Genomic DNA, 19,205 nt, shown 5'->3' with positions numbered 1-19,205 from the left:
CAGGCCGGCTTCGTGCGCGGGCAGCGCCGAGAACTCGGCCCGCCTGCGCAGCGACGACCCGGCCCGGCGGGCGGGGTCGGGCTGGTGGTCGAAACCGTGCAGCACGAGCGCGTCACCGGCGGAGACGCGGTCGCGCACCCAGTCGAGCGCGGGGCCGGGCACGGCCTTGCGCGGCGCCAGGAGCAACGACAGCGGCACGTGCCGCCGGTCGAGCTCGGCGGCGAGGTCGGCGCACCGGGCGAGCGTGCTCGGCCCGATGCCGGACAGCGAAACCACGAGGTCGGCGACCATGCCACCCAGTGCGCACCACCGGCGTGTCGTCCGCTCTACGACGAGGTGACGGCCGGGTGCGGAGCCGGCGAACTATTCCGGACTCGGCCAGTCCGCGAACGACCGCCCGGTGATCCGCTCGTACGCCTCGACGTACCGGGCGCGGGTCGCGGCCACCACGTCGTCGGGCAGCGGCGGCGGCGGGGCGTCCGACGCGCGGTCCCAGCCGGAGGCGTCCGACGTCAGCCAGTCGCGCACGTACTGCTTGTCGAACGACGGCTGCACGCGACCGGGCTCGTACCCGTCCAGCGGCCAGTAGCGCGACGAGTCCGGGGTCAGCACCTCGTCGCCGAGCACCAGCGCACCGGACCGGTCCAGGCCGAACTCGAACTTCGTGTCGGCCAGGATCACGCCGCGCGACCGGGCGAACTCCCGCGCCGCGCCGTAGACCTCCAGCGTCACGTCCCGGAGCCGGCCGGCCAGCTCCGCCCCGACCTGGGCCTCGACCTCGGCGAACGACACGTTCTCGTCGTGCGCGCCCAGCTCGGCCTTGGTCGCCGGGGTGAAGATCGGCGGGCTCAGCTCGGACGCCTCGACCAGGCCCGACGGCAGCCGCACGCCGCACACCGAGCCGTCGCGCCGGTACTCCACCATCCCGGAACCGGTCAGGTAGCCGCGCGCCACGCACTCCACCTGGACCATGTCGAGCTTCCGCACCAGCAGCGCGCGGCCGCGCACCTCGGCGGGGATGCGCGGGTCGTCCCACGCCACCAGGTGGTTCGGCGCCAGGTCCGCGAACTCCTCGAACCAGAACACGCTCATCGCGGTGAGCACCCGACCCTTGTCGGGGATCTCGGTGACGAGCACGTGGTCGAAGGCGGAGATCCGGTCGGACGCCACGAACAGCAGCAGGTCGTCGTCCACTTCGTGGATCTGACGGACCTTGCCTGCGGCGACCTGGCGGTAGTCAGCGAGCTTGGGCACGTCCGAAGCCTACTTGTCCCAGCTCATGGGCCCCCCTTCCCACCTGCGGCAAGATTCCACCCATGCGTGCACCCGGACTGATACTCGCCGTGACCGCCCTCCTCGCGGCGGCCTGCGCCCCCGCGGACCAGACCGCGCCGCCGACCAACCAGGTCGACGGCGTCTCCTGCACGAAGGACAAGCTGCCGACGCTGACCCCGGGTAAGATCACGTTCGGCACGGACCAGCCGGTGTACGAGCCGTGGTTCGTGGACGACGACCCCGCCAACGGCAAGGGCTTCGAGTCTGCGGTGGCGTACGCGCTGGCCGAGGAGCTGGGCTACGCGAAGACCGACGTGGTGTGGACGCGGGTGCCGTTCAACGCGGCCATCCAGCCCGGCAAGAAGACGTACGACATGGACCTGAACGAGTTCTCGATCACCGAGGAGCGCAAGCGGGCCGTCGACTTCTCCGCGCCGTACTACGACGTGGACCAGGCCGTGGTGACGCTGAAGTCGTCCAAGGCCGCGTCGGTGAAGACGCTGGCGGAGCTGAAGTCCGTCAAGATCGGCGCCCAGGTCGGCACCACCAGCTTCGACGCCGCCAAGCGCCTCCAGCCCGAGCAGGACGTGGCCGTGTACAACACCAACGAGGACGCCAAGGCCGCGCTGCGGGCCGGGCAGATCGACGCCCTGGTGGTGGACCTGCCGACCGCGTTCTACATCACGTCGGCCGAGCTGGACGACGGGCACATCGTCGGCCAGATCCCGTCCGGCGACGGCAAGCCCGAGCAGTTCGGCATCGTCCTCGACAAGGGCAGCCCGCTGACCGCGTGCGTCTCGACGGCGGTGGAGAACCTGCGTGCCGACGGCACCCTCGCCAAGATCGAGCAGGAATGGCTGTCGGCCGCGGGCACAGCACCCGAGCTGAAGTGACGAGCGAGCTGCAGCGGGAACGCTTGGCGTACAAGCGTTCCCGTTCGCGGCGGTCCACGCTGGTCGCCCTGCTGTCGACCGTCGTGTTCGCCGTCGCCGCCGGGCTCACCGTCACCGGTGCGCCCGGCTGGCCGCGGGTGCGGCAGTCGTTCTTCAACCTGGAGATCGCGTGGCGCTCGCTGCCCGCGATCCTCGAGGGCCTGTGGCTGAACCTGCGCGTGCTGGTGGTGTGCGGCGCGCTGATCCTCGTGCTCGCGCTGGGCGTGGCGGCGCTGCGCACCCTGCGCGGCCCGGTGTGGTTCCCGCTGCGCGCGCTGGCCACGGTGTACGTGGACCTGTTCCGCGGCCTGCCGCTGATCATCCTGCTGTACCTGGTCGGGTTCGGCCTGCCCGCGCTGCGGCTGACGGGCGTGCCCAACGACTTCGTGGTGCTCGGCGGCGCCGCCCTGGTCCTCGCCTACACCGCGTACGTGGCCGAGGTGTTCCGCGCCGGCATCGAGTCGGTGCACCCGTCGCAGGTCGCGGCGGCCCGGTCGCTCGGCCTCGGACCGCGCAAGACCATGCGGCTGGTGGTCCTGCCGCAGGCCGTGCGGCGGGTCATGCCCGCGTTGCTGAACGACTTCGTCGCGCTCCAGAAGGACTGCGGGCTCATCTCCGTGCTGGGCGCGGTGGACGCGGTGCGGGCCGCGCAGATCGAGCAGGCGCGGGCGTTCAACTTCACCCCGTACGTCGTCGCGGGGTTGCTGTTCGTGCTGCTCGCGGTGCCCACGGCGCGGTTCGCCGACGCGATGGGCCGGCGCGTCGAACGCCGTCAGGGGGGACGATGACCGAACCGGTGCTCAGCGTGCGCGGGATGGTGAAGCGCTACGTCGACGCCACCGTGCTGGACGGCGTCAGCCTCGACGTGCGCGAGCACGAGGTGGTGGCGTTGATCGGGTCGTCGGGGTCGGGCAAGTCGACCCTGCTGCGGTGCGTCAACCTGCTGGAGGAGCTGGACGACGGCCAGGTGCTGCTGGACGGCGTCGACGTGTCCGACCCGCGGGTGGACGCCGACGTCGCCCGGCGCGGCATGGGGATCGTGTTCCAGGCGTTCAACCTGTTCCCGCACATGACCGTGCTGGACAACATCACCCTGGCCCCGCGCGTCGTGCACGGCGTGCCGCGGTCCGAGGCCGAGCGCAACGCCCACGAGCTGCTGGCACGGGTCGGGCTCGCGGACCGGGCGGGCAGCTACCCCGAGCAGTTGTCCGGCGGGCAGCAGCAGCGGGTCGCGATCGCCCGCGCACTGGCCTACTCGCCGCGCCTGCTGTTGCTGGACGAGATCACCAGCGCGTTGGACCCGGAACTCGTCGGCGAGGTGTTGGCGCTGGTCAGGGAGCTGGCCGGCAACGGTCGGACGATCCTCATGGCGACCCACGAGATGGGGTTCGCGCGGCAGGTGGCCGACCGCGTCGTGTTCCTCGACGGCGGCCGGCTCGTCGAATCCGGACCGCCCGAGCAGGTGCTCGGCGAGCCGGTGCACCCGCGCACCCGGCAGTTCCTCCGGAGGGTCATCGACGCGGGCCGCCTCTAGGCCGCTCGGGAGAGGCCACTTGGGGTATCGGACCGCCGGCCCCTACTCTGCTTGCCGTGGTCCATCCGAAGGCATCAGTGGCGCCTGTCGCGGCGAGCGGCGGGCTGCTCGTGCTGCTCCTCGTGGGCGCGTGCGGCAAGCCGGCCGCGAGCCCCGAGCCGGTGGTGCTCCCGACGATCTCCAGCTCCTCGGCGCCCGTGACGTCGATCCCGGCGGTGGCCCAGATCTCGGTGCGGCCGGTCACGACCACCACGACGCCGGAGCCGACGACTGTGGCGGGCACGACCGAACCACCCCCGCCGCCGCCACCCCCGGTGCAGGTCCAGCCGCAGCCCGCGCCCCCGCCGGCCGTGACGACCACCACCCCGCCGAAGTTCGACCAGGTGGCGATCGAGGGCTTCCCCTGCACCGAAGAAGGCGCGACCGCGATCGACCCCACGGGCCGCGACCTGGTCTGCGAACGCACCCGCCGCAACCGCCTGGCGTGGGAACGGGCTTGACTGTGTTGGATTGCGCCGCCTCCGGCGTCGCGGGCTCGGTCGCCCGGAAGTCGGCCGCTCGCGCCTGATTCGCCGGCGATCGAAAAGCATGACCGCCGACGAATGAGCCGCGAACGACCGACGCGACCGTGCACATGGCCGCTGCTCCGCAGACGGCGGCTCGGTCGCCTGGAAGTCGGCCGCTCGCGTCTGATTCGCCGGCGATCGAAAAGCATGATCGCCGGCGAATGAGCCGCGAACGGCCGACGCGACCTCGCGCGTGGTGCTGTCGGCACGCGGTTTGGGCGTGGTGCGCGGGCGCGCTTAGAGGATGGGGGCGGGGGCGTAGCCGGCGGCGGTGGGGTACTTCGCGAGGATGTCCTCCACCTGGCGGACCACGGCGGCGACCTGCTGTTCCGCCACGCCGGTGAACGAGAGGCGGTCGGCGAGCAGGGCGTCCAGCGCGGCCCGGTCCAGCGGCAGGCGGTCGTCCGCGGCCAGCCGGTCCAGCAGGTCGTTCTCGGCGAGGCCCTGCTCGCGCATGGCCAGCGCCACCGCCACCGCGTTCTCCTTGATGGCCTCGTGCGCGGTCTCCCGGCCGACGCCCGCGCGCACGGCCGCCATCAGCACCTTCGTGGTCCCGAGGAAGGGGAGGTAGCGGTCCAGCTCGCGGGCGACGACCGCCGGGTACGCGCCGAACTCGTCCAGCACCGTGAGGAACGTCTCCAGCAGCCCGTCGAACGCGAAGAACGCGTCCGGCAGCGCCACGCGGCGCACCACCGAGCACGACACGTCGCCCTCGTTCCACTGGTCGCCCGACAGCTCGCCGACCATCGACAGGTAGCCGCGCAGGATCACCGCGAACCCGTTGACCCGCTCGCACGACCGGGTGTTCATCTTGTGCGGCATCGCGCTGGAGCCGACCTGGCCCGGCTTGAAGCCCTCGGTGACGAGCTCGTGGCCCGCCATCAGCCGGATCGTCTTGGCCAGCGACGACGGGCCGGCGGCCAGCTGCACGAGCGCGGAGACGACGTCGAAGTCCAGCGACCGCGGGTAGACCTGGCCGACGCTGGTCAGCACCTTCTCGAAGCCGAGGTGGCCCGCGACGGACCGCTCCAGCTCCACCAGCTTGTCCTGGTCGCCGCCGAGCAGGTCCAGCATGTCCTGGGCGGTGCCGACCGGGCCCTTGACGCCGCGCAGCGGGTAGCGGGCGATCAGCTCGTCCAGCCGCTGGAACGCCACCAGCACCTCGTCGGCGGCGGACGCGAAGCGCTTGCCGAGGGTGGTGGCCTGCGCGGCGACGTTGTGCGAGCGGCCCGCCATGACGAGGTCGGTGTGCTCGGCGGCGCGCTGCGCGAGGCGGCCCAGGACGGCAGCCGTCTTGCCGCGCACGTGCTCCAGCGACCGCAGGACCTGCAACTGCTCGACGTTCTCGGTGAGGTCGCGCGAGGTCATGCCCTTGTGGACGTGCTCGTGGCCCGCGAGGGCGTTGAACTCCTCGATCCGCGCCTTGACGTCGTGCCGGGTGACCCGCTCGCGCTCGGCGATGGACGCCAGGTCGACCTGCTCGACCACGCGCTCGTAGTCGGCGATGGCCTCGGCGGGCACGTCGACGCCCAGCTCGGCCTGCGCCCGCAGGACCGCGAGCCAGAGCCGCCGCTCCAGCACGATCTTGTGCTCGGCGGACCACAGCGTGGCCAGCTCGGTGGAGGCGTAGCGACCGGCGAGGACATTGGCGATGCGGGGCTTGACCGTCACGTGACCAGCATATTTCGCGCGCGCGGCGGGCCGGACGGCGGGGAGCGCCGGCCGCCGTCAGCGCAGGGTGATGCCGGGGTCCGTGGCCAGCCGCGCCATCTGCTCCGGCGCCAACGCGACCTCGGCCCGCGGCGCGCCCACCCGCGTCGGGTCGTGGTTGTAGCCGCTGACCTGCACCACCGACCCGTCGGCGCGGAAGTGCGCCACGGTGTGCGTCGTCATCTTCGACTCGGGGTCGGTGGACGTGGCGAACTCCAGGTGGCTGCCGTCCGCCTCGCGCCGCGGCTCGTCGCACACGACCGTGGCGCAGAACTGGTCCCGGGTCACCCGCGCCGGCGGCACGCTGAGCTGCACGGCCACCGCGCTGGAGCCCGCGCCGTCGACGAAGCGCACGAGGCCGGTGAGGTACCCCGCCCGGGCCTGCTTGTGCGTGTCGGTGAAGTCGACGCCGACGACCTTCACGCCCGGCACGACGTCGGGGAACCGCTTGGTCAGGTAGTCGGTGAGGTACCGCGTCGAGGCGTCGGTGATCACCGGCGTGGTGACGGTCGTCCGCGGCGCGACCGTCTGGGGCGCGACCGTCTGCGGCGGCGGCACGGCGGCCGGTGGCGGGGACACCGCGGTCGTCAACACCGGGGCCTCCGCCGCGTCGATCCCCGCCGGCCGCCGGTCGAGCACCCCGGGCAGGGACAGCACCGTCCCGGTGAGGGCGAGCGTCGCCACCCCCACGGCCACGAGCGCGCGCCGACGCCGGCGCAGGTGCTCGGCCCGGCGGATCAGCTCGTCCGGGTCGAAGTCCAGCGGCGGCTCGTCGCCGACCGCGGCGCGCAGGCCTTCCCGCAGGTCTGCCTCGCTCACGACGCCACCACCGCCCCCCGCTCCAGTTCCTCGACGGCCGCGCGCAGCGCCACGAGCCCGCGCGCGGTCTGGCTCTTGACCGTGCCCTCGGAGCACCCCATCGCCACCGCGACCTCGCTCACCGGCAGGTCCTCGAAGTACCTCAGCACGAGGGCGGCCCGCTGCCTCGGCGGCACGCGCAGCAGCCCCGCGTGCACGAGGTCGCGGGCCCACAGCTGCTCACCGGCCCGTTCCGGGTCGGCGGCCGAGTCGGCGACGTCCGGCACCTCGCCGTCGCGCTGCTCCGCCCGCCGCCACGGCCGCCGCTTCTCGTCCAGCCACGTGCGCAGCAGCACCTTGCGGGCGTACGCGGACGCGGTGTCGCGCCACTCGATCCGGTGCCACGCCTGGTAGAGCTTCAGCAGGCTGGCCTGCATCAGGTCCTCGGCCATGTGCCAGTCGCCGCAGAACAGGTACGCCGTGCGCCGCAGCGAAGCGGCGTGGCTCACCGCGAACTCGCGGAAGCCCTGCTCGTCGGCCTTGCGCATGCCATCCCCCTCCGCTCCCCCACTCCTACCAACGCGGTCGGGGGTCAGCGGGGTTGCAACGACTTGCGCAGCATCCGGCGGGCGGCCGCCCTCGGGTCGGGGCTGATCTCGATGAGCGCGTTCACGACGGCGCCGTCGACCAGCGCGATCAGCTCCTCGACGCGTTCGCGGGTGACCGGTTGGCCGGCGCGGGTGAAGATGTCGAACAGCAGGGCGTGCAGCTCGCCGGACAGCGTCCGCATCAACGGCCGCAGGTACGGCCGCCGACCCGTGGCGACGAGGCGTTCGTAGCGCAGCAGCACGGCTTCCGCGTCACCGTCGCCGGGCGGTCCGAGCAGGAGGTCGAGCACGAGTTCGATGAACGCGTCGCCGCCGCACTCGCGCGGGTCCAGCTCGTCCAGGCGCGCCTTGCCGTACGCGAGCTCGGCCTTGCCGTGGTGCTCCAGCGCGGCGGTGATCAGGTCGTCGAGCGAGTCGAAGTAGTACGTGGTGGAGGCCAGCGGCAGGCCCGCGCGCTCGGCGACGGCGCGGTGCCGGATCGCGTCGAAGCCGCCGTCGACCAGGAGGCCGGCGGCGGCTTCGACCAGCGCCTGGCGCCGGCGTTCGCCCTTCGGCGTTGCGGCTGTCATTGCAGGAAAGGTACTAGTGCCCGCCACCGGCCAGGTTGAGGCCGATGACACCACTGACGATCAGGCCGATCGAGACCAGCTTGAGCGTGGAGACGCCGTCGCCGAGCCAGATCATGCCGACGACGGCGGTGATCGCCGCGCCGATCCCGGTCCACACCGCGTACGCCGGTCCGGCGGGCAGCTGCTTCATCGCCCACGCCAGGCCGGCGAAGCTGATCAGCGCGCACACCGCGAACACCACGGTCCACCACAGCCTGCTGAAGCCGTCGGACAGCTTCAGCGCGACGGCCCAGCCGGCCTCGAACACGCCGGACACGATGAGCACGGCCCACGCCATGACGACCACCTCCCCGTTCTGGCACAAGCGTACCAAATTAGTGGTACGTCCGTGCAAGAATGGTGGGTCGGGTCGTCAGAACCGGGCCGCGAGCCGTTGCGCGATCGACTCCAGCTCACCGGCGAACGGGACCGCCGTCGAGCCCTCGTCGGGCCGGCTCAGCACGTGCAACTGGTCGCCGCCGGGGGTGTTCGCGGTTCGGACCTGCACGTTCCCGTCCGGCGCCAGCCCCAGCGCGCCGGGCGGGGCGATCACGACGGACACGGTGCCGTGGACGTCGCCGTCGCGCACCGCGAAAGCCGCGCCGCGGGCTTCGACCGGGCAGTTCGCGTCCGGTGTCGACGGCTCCACGCCGTTGGCGACCGGGAGCTCGTCGGCGAGGGCGACGGCGAGCTCCCGGTCCACCTCAACGCACCCGCGTTGGGCGCTGCCGACCGGCGGGCGGTCGGCACTCCCCGATGGGTCGTCCCCCTGCGTAGACGAGTCACCGGGGATGCTCTTGGTGGAACCTTCGTCGCCGCGGTCCGGCGACGCCTCCTGCCGCGGCCCGTCGGGCTCGGCCGCGTTGAGACTGGGCACGTTAGGGGACGAGACGTCCTGAGCGGAACCCGCCGCGGCGCTGTCCGTGCTGCCGTTCCGGCTCGACAGGAGGTCGGTCGAGGCCGCGACACCGCCCAGCACCAGCACGAACGCCATGGTCGAGCCGAGCGCGAGCGCCGAGCGCCGCCGCGCGGTCGCCCGCGCCGACGCCGACCGGACACCCGCCACGTCGAAGGACGCGGGCGGCGCGTCACGGGTCGCGTCGCGGAACAGCTCCGCGAGCCTGTGCTCGTCCACCTACCTCCACCTCCTGCTCACGACGCGGGCCGCAAATCGTCGATCGTGTCGCCCAGCGCCTCGCGCAGGGCCTCCAGACCCCGTGAGGTCTGGCTCTTCACGGTCCCCTCGGAGCACCCGAGCGCCTCGGCGGTCGCCGCGACGTCCAGGCCCTCCAGGAACCTGAGCACGAGCACCGCGCGCTGGCGCGGCGGCACCCGCCGCAAGCCCGCGACCAGTGCCTCGCGCGTGGCCACCGAGTCCGCGATCTCGCCGTCGCCCGAGGGCGTCTCCGGGACCTCGTCCACGAAGCGCTCCCGCCGCCACGGCCGCCGCGACTCGTCGATCACCGCGCGCACCACGCACCGGCGGACGTAGGCGTCCAGGGCCTGCTTGTCCCGGACCTTGCGCCACCTGCGGTGCAACGCGACGAACGCCGTCTGCGCGAGGTCGTCCGCCCGGTGCCAGTCACCACAGAGCAGGAACGCCGTTCGGCGCACGGCCTCCCGGCGGGCGGCGAAGTACTCCGCGAACTCCTGCTCGTCGCGCTGATCCACGCGGACTCTCTCCGCTCGTCGTGCTTGCACCTACCGGACGGAATGGGTGGCTCCCACGGTTGCACGCCGGTTCTCCGAGACTTGCGTCACCCCCCATCGTGGTACCGGGGGCACGACGCGGTCAGGGCTTGCCAGGTGTGATGTGATCCATTCGTGACCCAGCTCGCACCCCTGGACTTCCGCTCCGACACCGTCACCCAGCCCGACGAGGCGATGAGACGGGCCATGGCCGGCGCCGAGGTCGCCGACGACGTGCTCGACCACGACCCCACCATGAGGCTGCTCGAGGAACGCGTCGCGGAGCTGTTGGGCGTGGACGCGGCCCTGTGGGTGCCCTCGGGGTCGATGGGCAACCTGATCGCGCTCACCGTCCACCTGCGGCCCGGCGACCGGTTCCTCGCGCCGCGCGGCGCGCACGTGCTGGACAACGAACTCGGCACGGTCGCGTGGATCGCCGGCGGGATGCCGCACCCGCTGGAGTGCGACGCGGGGCCGGGGCGGGCGTCGCCCGACGCCGTGCGCGCCGCCGCCGGCGCCAGTGGGCCGTACTACGCCCTCCGCACGACGCTCCTGTGCCTGGAGAACACGCACAACGCCTCCGGCGGGTCGGTGACGCAGCCCGACGAGCACGCCCTGCTGGTGTCGGCGGCACGGGAAACCGGCCTCCGGGTGCACCTCGACGGCGCGCGGCTGTGGAACGCGGCCGTGGCACTGGGACTGCCGCCCGCGGCGCTGACCGTCGGCGTCGACACCGTCCAGGTGTGCCTGTCCAAGGGGCTCGGCGCGCCGGTCGGGTCGATGGTGGCCGGGTCGACGGCGTTCGTGGCGGAGGCCCGTCGGGTGCGCAAGATGCTCGGCGGCGGCGTCCGGCAGGGCGGCGTGCTGGCCGCGGCGGGCCTGGTCGGGCTCGACCGCATCGACGACCTGGCGCAGGACCACGCCAACGCCCGCACCCTCGCGCAGGGCCTCGGCGAGCTGGGCTGGCAGGTGGACGAGCCGGAGACGAACATCGTGCTGGCCGGCGTGCCGGACCTCGACGTGACGCTGACCGGGCTGCGGCACCTCGGCGTGTTCGCCGGGCCGATGTCGGGCAAGGTGCGGTTCGTGACGCACCGGGACGTCAGCGCGGACGACGTGGCGGAGGCGTTGCGCCGGATCGGGTCGGCGAGCTGACGTGCGCTGGGTGGTGTTCGACTACGGCGAGGTGATCAGCGAGCCGACCGGGGAGCTGCCGTCGCTGGCGGCGCTCCTCGGGGCGCCGGTGGAGGAGTTCGCGCGGGGCTACTGGGGCGCGCGGGACGCGTACGACCGCGGCCAGTCCGACGTGGACTACTGGCGCGCGGTCGGCGCGGCGGTGGGCGTGCCGGTGGACGCGGCGCTGGCCGCGCGGTTGACCGAGGTCGACACGCGCGGGTGGCTGCGGGTCGACCCGGCGGTGGTGGCGTTGATCGAGGAGCTGGCGGCGGGCGGCGTGCCGCTGGCGTTGCTGTCCAACGCGCCGGTGTCGTTCGCGCGGACCGCCGAGCGCGAGCCGTGGACCAGGCACTTCCGGCACCTCGTGTTCTCCGGCGACCTGGGCGTCGCCAAGCCGGACCCGCGGATCTTCACCGCGTTGGCGGAGCGGATCGGGGTGGCGCCGGGCGACTGCGTGTTCTTCGACGACCGGCAGGTCAACGTCGACGGCGCGATCGCGGCGGGGCTGTCCGGCGTGCGGTGGCAGGGCGCGCTCCACGCCCGGGAGGTGCTGGACCTGTCCGCCTAGCCCCGGTCGGTGGCGCGCAGTTCCGCGCGCAGCTGGGCCAGCTCCTCCCGGACGAGGCGCAGCTCGGCCAGCGTCACCTGCTCGGCTTCCGCCACCGTGTCCTCGACGCCGCTGAGCCGCTCGACCAGCCAGGAGGCGATCGTGCCGGTGATGACGCCGAGCAGGGCGATGCCGCCGATCATGAGCAGCGCGGCGACCAGGCGCCCCTCCCAGGTGACGGGGTAGCGGTCGCCGTAACCGACGGTGGAGATCGTGGTGAGCGTCCACCACGTCGCGTCGCCGAACGTGGTGATGGTGGCGTCGGGGTGGTGGCGCTCCGCGTCCAACACGGCCAGTGACGCGCACAGCCCGACGAGGACCGTCACGCCGGCCGCGTAGACGCCGACGCGTTGCCGGAACTTGCCCGCGAACCGGTGGTTGAGCAGCTTCAGGACGGTGATCAGCCGCAGCACGCGCAGCTGGCGGACCATCGGCAGGATGACCGCGAGCAGGTCGAACAGGTGGCTGACGAAGAACTTGCGCTTGTCGCCGGCGAGCGTGAAGCGGGCGACGTAGTCGACCGCGAACACCAGCCAGACCAGCCAGAGGACCACCTCCAGCACGGTGTGCAGGCCGGGCGTCGCGCGGTCGTCGAGGACCTGCCAGGCGTACGCCACCACGAAGAGGACGGCGAGGCCCGTCAGCGGCCACTCGGCGCGCCGCTCCCAGTGGGCGAGGCGGCGTTCATCGGTCTCGAACACCGACCCATAGTGCGGGTCGGGTCGGTGTTTTTCCAGCTCGCGGGACGCCTGGGTGGTCGTCAGGGCCGAATCACGGCCCCTTGATGCCCTTCGGGCGCTTGCTGCTCTTGATCGCGCCGTACGCGGCCGTGCCGAGGAACAGCACGCCGCCGACGATCGCGAGCCAGAAGACGCCCTTGATGACCGCGCCGGCCACGGTGATCACGAGCCAGGCCGCGAGCAGCCACAGGATTATCCGCACCATGCCACCCGAACGAGTGGCTTCGACGATCAGTTCCCCCGCGGCGGCCGGATCGGGAGTACAAACGTCATCATGGTGATGACAACCAGGGCCCGATCCGCCGCAGGGCTTCCTCGATGTCGTGGGCGGCCCCGGCGAAGGACATCCGGATGAACTCGTGCCCGCGCACGGGGTCGAAGTCGATGCCCGGCACGATCGCGACGCCCGTGTCGTCCAGCAGGCGGCGGCAGAAGTCCATCGAGTCGTCGGTGAGGTGCGAGACGTCGGCGTAGGCGTAGAAGGCGCCGTCGGCGGGGGCCACCTTCTCGATGCCGAGGTCGGCCAGGCCCTTCAGCAGCACGTCCCGGTTGTGCCGGTAGCCCTCGACCAGGCGCTCGGTCTGCGCGTACGACTCGGGCTCGAACGCCGCGACGGCCGCGTGCTGGGCCAGCGCCGGCGGGCACAGCGTGAAGTTGCCGGTCAGCCGGTCCACCGCCTGGCGCAGGTCCGGCGGCAGCAGCATCCACCCCAACCGCCACCCCGTCATGGCGAAGGCCTTGGAGAAGGAGTTGACCACGATGGAGTCCCGCGACGTCTCCCACGCGCAGGCGAGGGGCGACCCGTAGCTGATCCCGTGGTAGATCTCGTCGCTGACCAGCCGGACGCCGTGCTCGCCGCACCACGCGGCCAACCCGGCCAGCTCGTCCGGCGCCAGCACCGTGCCGGTCGGATTGGCGGGACTGGCGACCACGAGCCCGTCGAGCGGCCCCACCTCGTCCAGCATCGCCACCGTGGGCTGGAAGCGGGTCTCCGGCCCGCACGGCAGCTCGACCACCTCGCACCCCAGCGCGCGCAGGATGTTCCGGTAGGCCGGGTAGCCGGGGCGGGCGAGCGCCACCCGGTCGCCGGCCTCGAAGGAAGCGAGGAACGCCAACAGGAACGCGCCCGACGAGCCGGTGGTCACCACGAGGTCGTCGGCCGACACGTCCAGCCCGTACTGCCGCTCGTAGTGCCCGGCCAGGGCCTCCCGGAGCTCGACGATGCCGAGCTGCTCGGTGTAGCCCAACGTCTGCTCGCGCAGCGCACGCGCCGCCGCCTCCAGCACGGGGCCGGGGGCAGGGCTGGACGGCTGCCCGGCCGCGAGGGAGACGACGTCCCCCACCACGCGCTGCCGCCGTGCCGCGGCAGACAGCACCTCCATGACGTGGAACGGAGGCACATCAGCCCGAGCAGCAACCCCAACCATGCAGGTCAGGCTAATGGACCGACCCAGGTCCCCAACCCACCCCACCACCTACCGAACCAGGACCCCTGCCCTCACTCCCGCCACCGATCCACCCGCACCCAGCGCACGCAGCCCCGCCGCCCACCTGCGGGCACGCCACCAGACCCAGCCCAACGCCCTACCCGCCGGCCAGCTGGGTTGCCGGCCCGCCGGGTTGGTGGCCTGCCGGGTCCGGTCGGCTAGTAACCCTGGTAGCCGCCTCCGCCCGCCATCGACTTCAGGCCCGGGTGGCCGTCGAAGCCTCCGTAGCGGGAGAAGGTGTAGCGGACGCCGGCGATGATGTTGTCGACCGGATTCCAGATGTCGTCGTGCCCCGGCAGCTTGTGCGCCTGGAACGTCGGGTCGATGCACTGCATCAACCCCTTCGACGGGGTGCCCTTCGCGGCGTTCGAGTCCCAGTCGTTGAGGGCGTGCGGGTTGCCGCCCGACTCCTTCTCGATGATCGTCCAGATCTCGTCGATGTAGTCCTCGGTGACCGGGATGCCGTTGGCCTGGAGGATGCGGATCGCCTCGCGAATCCACTCCTCGACGTTGCCGGGTGGCGGGCCGCTGAGGGGCGGGCCGCCGCTGGGCCCCAGGCCACCTCCGCCACCACCGCCGCCGGTCTCGCCGCCGGACGAACCGCCGGGGGAGCCCGACGGGGACGGACCGCCTTGGGGCGGGCCGGACTGGGTGGCGCCTGGGCGCTGCGAGTCCGTGGACGACGGCGCGGTCGTGCCGCCCGCCCCCGCCGGCTCGGGGCTGGGCAGCCACTCGATCGGCTTACCGGGCGCGGGCGTGAAGGGTTGGGCGTCGGGCTCCGCCATGGTCGAGAACGCGGGCGTGATCGAACCCGGCCGGCCCTTCAACGCACCCAGAGCCGCGCCGAGGGCCTCCTCGGCCTGGTCGATCACGGGCTGGGCGTCGGCCGCCGCCTCCGCGCACATGCCCCGGATGGCGGAGTCGACGTCCTCCTGCGGCATGCCGTGGGCGTCGCGGCGCAGTTGCCGCACCCGGCTGAGGAGGTTCTCGCAAATCCGCTCGACCGACGACTTCGCCGATTCCAACGCCACCGCGGCGGCCTCGACATCACCGGCCGCCGCCGTCACAGCGTCGGTCAGCGAATTCCCGCTCTTGGCGAATCCGTCCATGTACGCGACGAATCCGTCAGCCGACCCGCCCTGCCACGCGCCGTCCAACCGCACGACCGACTGCCGCACCGCGTTGCCGCATTCGGCGGCCTTCGTCGCGGCCTGCTTCCACCGGTTCGCGATCTCCTTCACCGCGTCCGGCCGAGCCGTGGCCACCTTCTCCGCGAGTCGCGCCACGGCCTGCCCGCCGGGCAGGCCCGCGACCTCGTCCACCGCTCCCATCAGCTCACACCACCCGGAAGGAGTCCACGTTGGCGGCCTCCACGTCGACCACGGACTGCTGCACCGCGTCGATCGCGCGCTCCACCTTCCCGAGCAGCGACTCGGCGGCGGCGAACTCGGCGCCCGCCTTCCGGTCGAGTTCGGACGCCGCCGCGGAAAGCGCGCCCGAACTCGCCAGTTCACCGAAGATGCCCGGATCGGCGTAATGACCGGAGAACCCGTCACCCACCGCGCCGAATTGCCCCGCCTGCGTGCCGACCGTGCTCCGGCAGTGCTCCATCGCCTCGGCGTTGAACTTCGTGACCGCCATTCCCCGACTGTAGGGGGAAACCGTTGATCACACCCCGACTATGCCGGGAATTCGTCCAGCAGCGCGGCGACCCGCGCCCGCAGCACGTCCGGGTCGACCGGGCCGTGGAAGTCGACGACGTCCGCCGCACGTCTGCGCCGCCCGCCGCGGTCGGTGGCGGCGGCGCCGAACTGGCCGCGCAGGTCCGGCCCGCCGACCCGGCCGTCCGGCAGTCTCGGCAGCAGCGCGACCATCGCGGTCGGCAGGTCGGCGGCCACCTCGCGCACCGTGAGCAGGTCGCGGGTCAGCACGGCGACCACCGAGCCGTTGCCGCCGGCGGACGCGGCCAACGCCCGCACGGCGGACCGGCCGATCCCCAACCGGAGGTCCGCCGAACGCGGCGGGTAGGCGATGAGCTTGAACGCCGCGCCCAGCCACGGGTCGAGCTCGCCGCCGCGGGCGAGGCCCTGGGCGGTCAGGTGGCTCCACGGCGCGGGATCGTCCTGGACGTGCAGGACGATCGGCATCGCGCCGAGGTCGAGGTGTTCCCACGCGGTGCGGAACGCGGTGGCGCTGAGGGTCGCATTGGTCACCAGACGTCACTCCCGGACGACGGCGGGCATTGCTCCGGCCCCCCAGGCCCGCACCCGAACTGACGTCGCGGAAGACGTCCGGGTTCCGTATCGGGTGGTGAACTCAGACCTCTTGCAGCAACTCCCACACGCAGCCGGCGAGCCGGGCGTTGTCGATCGGGGTGATGGTGCTCCAGTTGCGACCGTCCGAACTGGGCCGGACCTGGTGCAGGTAGCGGCCGGACGGCGTGTCGTGCCAGGCGACGACGCGTCCGGCGCGGGCGGGCGGACCGCCGCGCTGCGCGCGTTCCGCGCCGAACTGGCCGCGGGTGCTCATCCCGTCGCACATGCCGGCGAGCTCCTGCGCCTCGTGCAGCGCCAACCCGTGCCGCTCCAGCGCGAGAACCAGCTTCTCCGCGTCCCGACCGGCCTCGTCGGACGCCGCGCGCAGCACGTCGTTCGGCAGGCTGATCGACCGCCCGTACCCGGCGGGCACCTCACCGGCGACCGACACCGCGGCCTCGGCCAGCGCGCTCGCCCGCGACTGGATCAACCACACCTCGTCGCCGTCCACGACGGCGAGCATGCCCTCGTCACCGGAGGCCGCCGCCAGGCCTTTGATCTTGCGGCGGTCCACCCAGATCCAGAGGTCGATCGACACCTGCGGGTTCGCCAGCAGCGCGAACGCGTCGGCCAGCTCCGGCGTCAACCGCCGGTTCCCGGCCAACCCGCGCGCCGCCAGCGACTCCCACGCCTGGTCGACCAGCACGGCCCGCTCGGTGTGCGTGGTGCCGGGGCTCGGCACGTCGAGCGCGACGTTGCGCCGGGCGAGCCGTTCCCCCTCCCACGCGACGTCGAACTCGAGCGTCGACAGGACAACCGTGCCGCTCACTTCACTTCTTCTCGGGCTCGTCGCCGATGACCGACTGGACGACCATCCGCTCGTCACCGAACACGTCGTCGGAGTCGACGCCGTACTTGCGGACGTGCTCGCCGTCCTCCTCGCCCGGACCGCCCTTGGCGGACGCGGCGGGCTGCAGCATCGACGCGCCCGCACCGGCCTTGACGCCCGCGGCACCCGCCGCGCCGCGCCCGGCCACCCGCTCGTCGGGGTCGATGGCGCCGATCGTCGCCGAGATGCCGGGCTTGCCGGTCAACGCGCCGGGCATGCCCGGGACGCGACCGGTCGGCACGCCGGGACGACCGGGACCGGTGGGCACGGACGGACCCCTCGGCGGGACCGAGGTGGTCGTGGTCGGCGGCTTGGGCGGCGTCCACATCGGCGGCGTGCCGATGACGGGCGGCTTGACCGGCGTGTTCACGGGCGGGTTGACCGGCGGCGGCACGGGGGTCGGCGTGCCGGTCGGCGGCTGCACCCACGAGGTGTGCGTGGTGCCGGTCGTGCCGGTCGGGCCGGTGAACGTCGGCGGCGGCGCGACCGGGGTGCCGGTCGGCGGCGGCGCCCACGACGTCTTCGTGGTGCCGCTCTCCGACGGCGGCGGCGTCCACGTCGGCGTGGTGGTCGGGTTCACGGTCGTGTTGTTGTACTCACCCGCGCCGGCCGGCGGCGGGGTGTCGATGACGACCTTCGGCGGCGGGACGAACGTGCCCAGCGTGTCGGCGTTCCACTCGCTGCTGGACTGGTAGTTGTTCATCACCTCGACGGCCTTGGCCTCGGCGTTGTCCTGCGCCGCTTCCTGCCGCTCGTGGTCCTGCTGCTGCTGGATGACGTGCATCATGCCGAACGGGCCGCCCAGCGCGCCGAGGACCTTGTCCCCGGTGGACGGCGCCTCGGTGGTGACCGGGACCGGCTCGGGCATCTCCTTGCGGGCGTCCACGATGTACTCGCCCTGGAGCTGGGCGGACGTCTCCATCGTGCTGGAGCCCTGCTGGGCGTCGGCGGCCCACGCGGCGAGGGGCGACAGCGCGGTGGTGGTCTGGTCGGCCGTCTCGCCCTCCCAGCTCGCGCCGAGCTTGGCCAGACCGTCCTGGATGGAGGCGTCGATGTCGGTCAGCGTCTCCGACAACGCCTTCCAGGAGTCCTCGAGCGGACGGGACGCGGCCACGCCCGGCCCCTCGTTGATCATGCGGTGCAGATCGGGGTGGGTATACCCGCGCCAGCGGTGATCACCCATCGTGCTCGCCCCCCTCGGGTGCGTTGGTCACAGGTCAGCCGTTGTTGACGCGTCCCCAGGACGCGGTGTTGTCGCCTTCGACGCGCCGGTAGTCGGCCTCGATCGCGGTGAGCTGGTCCACCACGCCCTTGAGCTGCTCGCGGTATGCCTTGAGGGCCGCCAGACCGGCCGAGTCGCCCTCCTGGAACGTGCGCTGGTTGAACCGCTCCGCGGTCTCCGAGCTGACCGGGTCGCCCGCCCACGCCCTGGCCTCCAGCTGGCCGAACACCCGCGTCAACTTCTCGTCGAGCTTGTCCAGCGCGTCCGAGAACACCTTGCGAGTGGCGGGGATCGCCGAGGGCTCGACGCTCAGCTTCCGCTGCGACCCGCTGTAGTCGGGCAGCGTCGCAGGCGTCGATCCCCCACCACCACCATCCGCGATGAACACGGCACACCCCTCCTCAGTGCTGCACAAACCCCAGCGTGTGCATCCGGGACGACTTTAGCTCTGATGCGTGACGCGGGTCAGCGGTTCCCTCTGCGAAGAGGTAGTTCTACTTGTTCAGGTTCGCCATCACGGCGCCCGCGATGGGCTGCACGACCTGGCACAGGCCCTTCACGTCGGTGTCGCCGAGGCTGTGGGCGATCACGTCGACGGACTTGCCGTCCGCCACGTCGAGGATCATCGAGCAGCCGAGGCCGAGGCTGGTGTCCGCCTCCACCATCACCGCGGGGAAGCCGCCGACCTCCAACGTCGTCGCGCCGGGCCGGGGCGGGTCGGTGTAGACCTCGATGCCCTGGGTGCGGCTGAGGTAGATGCCGATGGAGAACTTGCGGTCCTCGCGGCTGAGGCTGCACCCCGGCTTGTCGGCCTCGTCCTCCAGCCGCGGCGGGCGGTCCATGCCGAACTCCGCGCGCTGGGCGTCGGTCAACAGCGTGCACGGGTCGAGCGCCGAGATGTCGATCGTCTTCGGGCGCTTCGACTGCTGCTCCGACGGCTGCCCGGACGGCTCGCGCGAGCCCGTCGGCTCGTCCGACCCGGACGTCCGCCCGGTGGACGTGGACCCGGAGTCGCCGGGGGTCGCGGACCCGTCCGTGGTCTGCGAACAGCCCCCGAGCAGGGCCAGGACGGCGATGAGCGGCACGACACGGCGCATGGGGCCAACGTA

24 protein-coding genes and 1 pseudogene are annotated in these 19,205 nt (G+C 72.7%); 6 read left to right on the top strand and 19 right to left on the bottom strand.

Annotation, left to right across the window (positions count from 1 at the left end):
- Together ACFQ3T_RS14060 and ACFQ3T_RS14055 are read right to left on the bottom strand one after the other, a co-directional pair.
- A pseudogene (locus tag ACFQ3T_RS14060) lies at positions 1–291 on the bottom strand (DUF2334 domain-containing protein); the annotation flags it as partial.
- 72 nt (positions 292–363) lie between these two features.
- Positions 364–1,254 carry a phosphoribosylaminoimidazolesuccinocarboxamide synthase gene (locus ACFQ3T_RS14055; RefSeq protein WP_380723684.1) on the bottom strand — a complete coding sequence of 297 codons (891 nt, stop codon included), beginning with the start codon at positions 1,252–1,254 and terminating at the stop codon, positions 364–366.
- A gap of 62 nt (positions 1,255–1,316) precedes the next feature.
- Here ACFQ3T_RS14055 and ACFQ3T_RS14050 point away from each other — a divergent pair, with 62 nt between their 5' ends.
- Genes ACFQ3T_RS14050 through ACFQ3T_RS14035 form a run of 4 tightly spaced genes read left to right on the top strand, consistent with a single transcriptional unit; the run spans position 1,317 to position 4,241 of the window.
- Complete coding sequence (locus ACFQ3T_RS14050) at positions 1,317–2,168, top strand: ABC transporter substrate-binding protein (RefSeq protein ID WP_380723683.1); 852 nt, start codon at positions 1,317–1,319, stop codon at positions 2,166–2,168.
- Positions 2,165–2,995, top strand: coding sequence for an amino acid ABC transporter permease (locus ACFQ3T_RS14045; protein WP_380723682.1), 831 nt, complete (start codon positions 2,165–2,167; stop codon positions 2,993–2,995). The genes ACFQ3T_RS14050 and ACFQ3T_RS14045 overlap by 4 nt, the downstream gene beginning before the upstream one ends.
- On the top strand, positions 2,992–3,741 hold the full coding sequence (locus tag ACFQ3T_RS14040) for an amino acid ABC transporter ATP-binding protein (protein WP_380723681.1): 750 nt from the start codon (positions 2,992–2,994) through the stop codon (positions 3,739–3,741). Before ACFQ3T_RS14045 ends, ACFQ3T_RS14040 begins: the two co-directional genes overlap by 4 nt.
- 56 nt (positions 3,742–3,797) lie before the next feature.
- Entirely contained in the window at positions 3,798–4,241 is a 444-nt protein-coding gene (locus tag ACFQ3T_RS14035) for a hypothetical protein (RefSeq protein ID WP_380723680.1), read from the top strand.
- Positions 4,242–4,544: 303 nt separating this feature from the next.
- Here the strand turns inward: ACFQ3T_RS14035 and purB are convergent, their stop codons facing one another.
- From purB to ACFQ3T_RS14000, 7 genes are all read right to left on the bottom strand, one after another.
- Positions 4,545–5,978, bottom strand: a complete 1,434-nt coding sequence (gene purB, locus ACFQ3T_RS14030) for an adenylosuccinate lyase (protein ID WP_380723679.1) — start codon at positions 5,976–5,978, stop codon at positions 4,545–4,547.
- A gap of 57 nt (positions 5,979–6,035) precedes the next feature.
- The gene (locus ACFQ3T_RS14025; RefSeq protein ID WP_380723678.1) at positions 6,036–6,836 is read right to left on the bottom strand and encodes a hypothetical protein; all 801 of its coding nucleotides are present in this window, start codon (positions 6,834–6,836) and stop codon (positions 6,036–6,038) included.
- Entirely contained in the window at positions 6,833–7,363 is a 531-nt protein-coding gene (locus tag ACFQ3T_RS14020) for an RNA polymerase sigma factor (RefSeq protein WP_380723677.1), read from the bottom strand. Before ACFQ3T_RS14020 ends, ACFQ3T_RS14025 begins: the two co-directional genes overlap by 4 nt.
- Positions 7,364–7,407: 44 nt before the next feature.
- Complete coding sequence (locus tag ACFQ3T_RS14015; protein ID WP_380723676.1) at positions 7,408–7,992, bottom strand: TetR/AcrR family transcriptional regulator; 585 nt, start codon at positions 7,990–7,992, stop codon at positions 7,408–7,410.
- A gap of 13 nt (positions 7,993–8,005) precedes the next feature.
- Positions 8,006–8,329: a DMT family transporter gene (locus tag ACFQ3T_RS14010; RefSeq protein WP_380723675.1), complete on the bottom strand. Its 324-nt coding sequence runs from the start codon at positions 8,327–8,329 to the stop codon at positions 8,006–8,008.
- 75 nt (positions 8,330–8,404) lie between these two features.
- Entirely contained in the window at positions 8,405–9,166 is a 762-nt protein-coding gene (locus ACFQ3T_RS14005) for a hypothetical protein (protein WP_380723674.1), read from the bottom strand.
- A 17-nt stretch (positions 9,167–9,183) separates the two neighbouring features.
- On the bottom strand, positions 9,184–9,702 hold the full coding sequence (locus ACFQ3T_RS14000) for a SigE family RNA polymerase sigma factor (RefSeq protein WP_380723673.1): 519 nt from the start codon (positions 9,700–9,702) through the stop codon (positions 9,184–9,186).
- A gap of 153 nt (positions 9,703–9,855) precedes the next feature.
- On the opposite strand from ACFQ3T_RS14000, the gene ACFQ3T_RS13995 reads away from it, so the two are divergent.
- Both ACFQ3T_RS13995 and ACFQ3T_RS13990 read left to right on the top strand, forming a co-directional pair.
- Positions 9,856–10,875, top strand: a complete 1,020-nt coding sequence (locus tag ACFQ3T_RS13995) for a threonine aldolase family protein (protein WP_380723672.1) — start codon at positions 9,856–9,858, stop codon at positions 10,873–10,875.
- Between the two features lies 1 nt (position 10,876).
- Positions 10,877–11,464, top strand: a complete 588-nt coding sequence (locus tag ACFQ3T_RS13990) for an HAD family hydrolase (protein ID WP_380723671.1) — start codon at positions 10,877–10,879, stop codon at positions 11,462–11,464.
- Here ACFQ3T_RS13990 and ACFQ3T_RS13985 read toward each other — a convergent pair.
- The 10 genes from ACFQ3T_RS13985 to ACFQ3T_RS13940 form a co-directional block, all read right to left on the bottom strand.
- A complete protein-coding gene (locus tag ACFQ3T_RS13985) occupies positions 11,461–12,204 on the bottom strand; it encodes a potassium channel family protein (protein ID WP_380723670.1) in 744 nt (247 codons plus the stop codon). The two genes, ACFQ3T_RS13990 and ACFQ3T_RS13985, sit on opposite strands and share 4 nt — an antisense overlap.
- Positions 12,205–12,274: 70 nt before the next feature.
- On the bottom strand, positions 12,275–12,448 hold the full coding sequence (locus ACFQ3T_RS13980) for a hypothetical protein (RefSeq protein ID WP_380723669.1): 174 nt from the start codon (positions 12,446–12,448) through the stop codon (positions 12,275–12,277).
- A 67-nt stretch (positions 12,449–12,515) separates the two neighbouring features.
- Positions 12,516–13,670: a pyridoxal phosphate-dependent aminotransferase gene (locus ACFQ3T_RS13975; protein ID WP_380723668.1), complete on the bottom strand. Its 1,155-nt coding sequence runs from the start codon at positions 13,668–13,670 to the stop codon at positions 12,516–12,518.
- A gap of 218 nt (positions 13,671–13,888) precedes the next feature.
- A complete protein-coding gene (locus ACFQ3T_RS13970) occupies positions 13,889–15,061 on the bottom strand; it encodes a transglycosylase SLT domain-containing protein (protein ID WP_380723667.1) in 1,173 nt (390 codons plus the stop codon).
- A 4-nt stretch (positions 15,062–15,065) separates the two neighbouring features.
- Positions 15,066–15,371, bottom strand: a complete 306-nt coding sequence (locus ACFQ3T_RS13965) for a hypothetical protein (RefSeq protein ID WP_380723666.1) — start codon at positions 15,369–15,371, stop codon at positions 15,066–15,068.
- 38 nt (positions 15,372–15,409) lie between these two features.
- Complete coding sequence (locus tag ACFQ3T_RS13960; protein WP_380723665.1) at positions 15,410–15,943, bottom strand: ESX secretion-associated protein EspG; 534 nt, start codon at positions 15,941–15,943, stop codon at positions 15,410–15,412.
- Positions 15,944–16,046: 103 nt separating this feature from the next.
- Positions 16,047–16,814: an ESX secretion-associated protein EspG gene (locus ACFQ3T_RS13955; RefSeq protein ID WP_380723664.1), complete on the bottom strand. Its 768-nt coding sequence runs from the start codon at positions 16,812–16,814 to the stop codon at positions 16,047–16,049.
- A gap of 1 nt (position 16,815) precedes the next feature.
- Positions 16,816–18,057 carry a PPE domain-containing protein gene (locus tag ACFQ3T_RS13950; RefSeq protein ID WP_380723663.1) on the bottom strand — a complete coding sequence of 414 codons (1,242 nt, stop codon included), beginning with the start codon at positions 18,055–18,057 and terminating at the stop codon, positions 16,816–16,818.
- A gap of 34 nt (positions 18,058–18,091) precedes the next feature.
- Positions 18,092–18,484, bottom strand: coding sequence for a transcriptional regulator (locus tag ACFQ3T_RS13945; RefSeq protein WP_380723662.1), 393 nt, complete (start codon positions 18,482–18,484; stop codon positions 18,092–18,094).
- A 106-nt stretch (positions 18,485–18,590) separates the two neighbouring features.
- Entirely contained in the window at positions 18,591–19,193 is a 603-nt protein-coding gene (locus ACFQ3T_RS13940; protein ID WP_380723661.1) for a DUF3558 domain-containing protein, read from the bottom strand.
- Positions 19,194–19,205: the final 12 nt, after the last annotated feature.

This window comes from Saccharothrix hoggarensis, assembly GCF_042678885.1.
Lineage (GTDB): Bacteria > Actinomycetota > Actinomycetes > Mycobacteriales > Pseudonocardiaceae > Actinosynnema > Actinosynnema hoggarensis.
This window is presented reverse-complemented; position numbering and strand designations above follow the sequence as displayed.